Annotated in this window: 4 protein-coding genes and 1 pseudogene; 4 read left to right on the forward strand and 1 reads right to left on the reverse strand. The window is 61.6% G+C overall.

The window, feature by feature from the left end:
• The 4 genes from EN991_RS28245 to EN991_RS28260 all read left to right on the forward strand — a co-directional run.
• Window positions 1–240: glycosyltransferase (locus tag EN991_RS28245; protein ID WP_164769422.1), on the forward strand; the 240-nt coding region annotated here is incomplete at its 5' end.
• Complete coding sequence (locus tag EN991_RS28250) at window positions 237–1,340, forward strand: glycosyltransferase (protein WP_024502362.1); 1,104 nt, start codon at window positions 237–239, stop codon at window positions 1,338–1,340. The genes EN991_RS28245 and EN991_RS28250, both read left to right, overlap by 4 nt.
• Window positions 1,341–1,363: 23 nt before the next feature.
• Window positions 1,364–2,410 (forward strand): UDP-glucuronic acid decarboxylase family protein, encoded by a 1,047-nt coding sequence (locus EN991_RS28255; protein ID WP_024502361.1) that lies wholly within the window; start codon window positions 1,364–1,366, stop codon window positions 2,408–2,410.
• Window positions 2,411–2,503: 93 nt separating this feature from the next.
• Entirely contained in the window at window positions 2,504–2,689 is a 186-nt protein-coding gene (locus EN991_RS28260; RefSeq protein WP_013533200.1) for a hypothetical protein, read from the forward strand.
• Window positions 2,690–2,698: 9 nt separating this feature from the next.
• On the opposite strand, the pseudogene EN991_RS28265 reads toward EN991_RS28260, so the two are convergent.
• Window positions 2,699–3,485 (reverse strand): annotated as a pseudogene (locus EN991_RS28265) (hypothetical protein); the annotation flags it as partial.

The following is a 3,485-nucleotide window of genomic DNA, read 5'->3' on the forward strand; positions in this document are numbered from 1 at the left end:
ACCGATGCGTGGCTGGGCGTGGAACTGTTCCTGAAGCCAGGCGAGGAGATCCTGGTGGCGCGCGACGGCGGCGATGTCGCCGAGATCATGTGCTCGCTGACCTCCAGTCGGGCAAAGGCAATCGGCCAGGCCGCACTTTGCCGCGTGCTGGCCGATCACACCTACGCGTTGCGGGCGGACGTGGCCGATGCAGTCTTCAAACGTCACTTCGAGCAGGGGACCGTGGAGGCAGCGGAATGACCAAGCAATTGGACATAGTCTTTCTTGGCCTGTCGCTGTCCTCGTCCTGGGGAAACGGCCACGCCACGACGTTTCGAGGCCTGCTGAAAGGTCTGCACGAACTCGGCCACCGCGTGACCTTTCTGGAGCGCGAGGTGCCGTGGTACGCAAACCACCGCGATCTGCGCGATCCGGATTTCTGCGCCTTGCGCTACTACGAAACCACCGCGGAGTTACAACGCGACTACGCCCGGTGCCTGGAGCAGGCCGACATCGTCGTCATCGGCTCGTTCGTGCCGGAAGGGCGCGTGGTCATCGACATCGTCGCTTCACTTTGCAAAGGGCGCTTCTGCTTTTACGACATCGACACGCCGGTGACCGTGGCGCAGCTTTCAGCCGACGATTGCGATTATCTGAGCTGGCGGCAGATTCCTTACTTCGACGTCTACTTCTCGTTCACCGGCGGGCCGATGCTTGGCCGTCTGGTGGAGGACTTCGGCGCGCGCCGCGCCGAACCGCTCTACTGCTCGGTCGACCCGGAACGGCACCACCGGACCGGCGATCCGATCCGCTGGGATCTCGGCTATCTCGGCACCTACAGTGCCGACCGGCAGGCAACGCTGAACGCGCTGCTGCTCGAGCCCGCACGGCATATGCGGGACCGGCGTTTCGTCGTGGCCGGTTCGCAATACCCATCCGACATCATCTGGCCGGACAATGTCGAACGTATCGAACATCTGCCGCCCGCCGATCATGCCGCGTTCTACAACCGTCAGCGCTACACGCTGAACGTCACACGCAGTTCCATGATCGCCGCGGGATGGTCGCCCAGTGTGCGCCTGTTCGAAGCGGCTGCTTGCGGCACGCCCATCATCAGCGATCGCTGGCCAGGGCTCGACAGCTTCTTTCCTGCATCGGCGATCCACACCGCCGGGGAAACGGACGATGTCGTCGAGATCCTGTTCGGCGAGTCCGAGCGCACACGCCTCGCCATGGCCCGCCGGGCCCGCGAACGCGTCCTCGCATCCCACACCGGTGCGGCCAGGGCCCGCGAATTCGTGGCGGCGTTGACACAGCCAAGGGCGGCGGCCCTCGATTTCGACATCGGAAGCGCAGCATGACCAGCAGACAGGAGAAAACGGCGATGCGACAAACACGAAACGCGCGAAGGGCAAAGGCAGTGCTTGTTGCCGGCGGTGCGGGATTCCTCGGTTCGCATCTTTGCGAAGCATTGCTCCGCAACGGCTGGCGCGTGATCTGCGCCGACAATTTTCTGACTGGGCGCATGGAGAACATCATCTCGATCATGGACCATCCGGGTTTCCGGTTGATCGAGCAGGATATCTGCCGGCCATTGGATCTCGGCGAGCCCGTGGAGCGTATCTTCAACCTGGCATGCGCTGCCTCGCCGCCGCGTTACCAGGCCGACCCTATCCACACCACGCGAACCTGCGTGATTGGAACGCTCAACCTGCTTGAACTCGCTGTCCGATATGACGCGCGGCTGCTACAGGCCTCGACGAGCGAAGTGTATGGCGATCCGGAACAGCATCCCCAGAGGGAGGATTATGTCGGCCACGTGAACTGCACCGGTCCGCGCGCCTGCTACGACGAGGGCAAACGCACCGCCGAAACGCTTTGCTTCGACTATCTGAGAGCCGGCAAAGCCGACGTGCGCGTCGCGCGCATCTTCAACACCTACGGTCCGAGAATGGATCCGGCGGACGGCCGCATCGTCTCGAACCTGATCATGCAGGCGCTCGAGAAACGTCCCCTGACGATCTTCGGCGACGGCTTGCAGACGCGATCCTTCTGCTATGTCTCCGATCAGATCGATGGATTGAGGCGCCTGATGGATATCGATCCCAATCCAGGCAAGCCGGTCAATCTGGGCAATCCCGGAGAATTCACCATCGTGCGACTGGCTGCGTTGGTGAAGGCGATGACGGGTACCAAATCGGATCTGAGATTTCTACCGCTGCCGCAAGACGATCCTCGGCGCAGGCAGCCCGATATTTCGCGTGCAAAAGCGCTGCTCGGCTGGACGCCGAAGGTGCCCCTCAACGAAGGGCTCAAGCTGACGATCGATTATTTCGCAGCTCTCGAAGGCAGCCGCATCGGCGATCAGATGACGGGCTTTGCCAAAAGAGCGAGGCCCGCACCCGGAGGGCTGCAGAACCTTCCGGCGTGATGCGAGATGGCGCCGAACCTTTCCCGAGATCGTGCGGAACATCCGCCCAGGCTTGTGGTTTGGCAGGAGGACCCGATACGGAGGATCACCCTCATGCAACCCAAGCGCCCCTCGAGGGATATCGACCAGATGGCCGAACGCGAGACCGCTGCCTATCTGCGGCGCGCCTCGATTACCTATCTCGAGTGCTGCGTCAGCCTGATGATGACGCATCTGCAGCGCGAGGAAGTGGCCACTATTCTCGAGCAGGAAGCAGACATGCTGCGAAGGCTGGACTGATCGGAACGATCATATCCGGCATTCGTCCAGGAACCGTATCAGCGGCATCCTATATCGGTCTGCCATCTCGGCCAGCCTTGTTTTTTCCCCGCCGTTTTCGGATTGCGCAGCCGTGCTCCAGAGCCCGAGTTGGAATGCCAAATAGCATGGTTCGAAAAAGCCGATGTGGTCACGGTCGATGGGAAGTTCCATTCCTTCGACCAAGGTCCTCACATCGCTGTCGGACAGTCCATACTCGACGCGGGCGCCGGCAATGTCCCACTCAATCGGTTGGCAGCCGATCAAATCATGTGCCCGGCAGTGGTCAACAGCATCTGTCTTGAGCACCGTGCCATCTGCACGAACGAGAAACTCCCACGGTTGAAGCTTTCCGTCGATTTCAACGCGCTGCAGCACATGCGCGGAGGTCGGTTTCGAGAGCCAACCGCGCAACGTCGCTGCGCGTTTCTCGTCCAAGGCTTCCGACGCATTGGAAACAGCCATCTCCGCGAGAGCAAGCAATGATGCACCCGGTTCGCAAGTTCGAAGATTGAGCGCACGCCAGGTCAGGTAGTTTGTGAGCTCCGCGATCAGTCTTTCCCTGGGCAGCGGCGCCTGATCCATCGTGCTGCCGTCAATCCACCGTTCAACCAGAAAGCCATGGCAAAGCGCGACAACTTGCGATCCGAAGCCGGCTTCATGCAACATCGCCGCGGCTCGTTTCTTGCGCAGTCCGGTTTCGCCGAGGCCGGCGAATTTGACGAGCCAGCGGTCACGCCCGGCGGACGCCAGGAATTTACGCCGCTCGGTACCGCGT

Origin of the sequence: Mesorhizobium sp. M7A.F.Ca.US.005.03.2.1 (genome assembly GCF_003997795.1) — a bacterium.
GTDB classification, from domain to species: Bacteria; Pseudomonadota; Alphaproteobacteria; order Rhizobiales; family Rhizobiaceae; genus Mesorhizobium; species Mesorhizobium ciceri.

Excerpts from the sequence above, each read along its gene's own strand:
- EN991_RS28260 (WP_013533200.1), top strand. The coding sequence starts at position 2,504 with ATGCAACCCAAGCGCCCCTCGAGGGATATCGACCAGATGGCCGAACGC.
- EN991_RS28255 (WP_024502361.1), top strand. The coding sequence starts at position 1,364 with ATGCGACAAACACGAAACGCGCGAAGGGCAAAGGCAGTGCTTGTTGCC.
- EN991_RS28250 (WP_024502362.1), top strand. The coding sequence starts at position 237 with ATGACCAAGCAATTGGACATAGTCTTTCTTGGCCTGTCGCTGTCCTCG.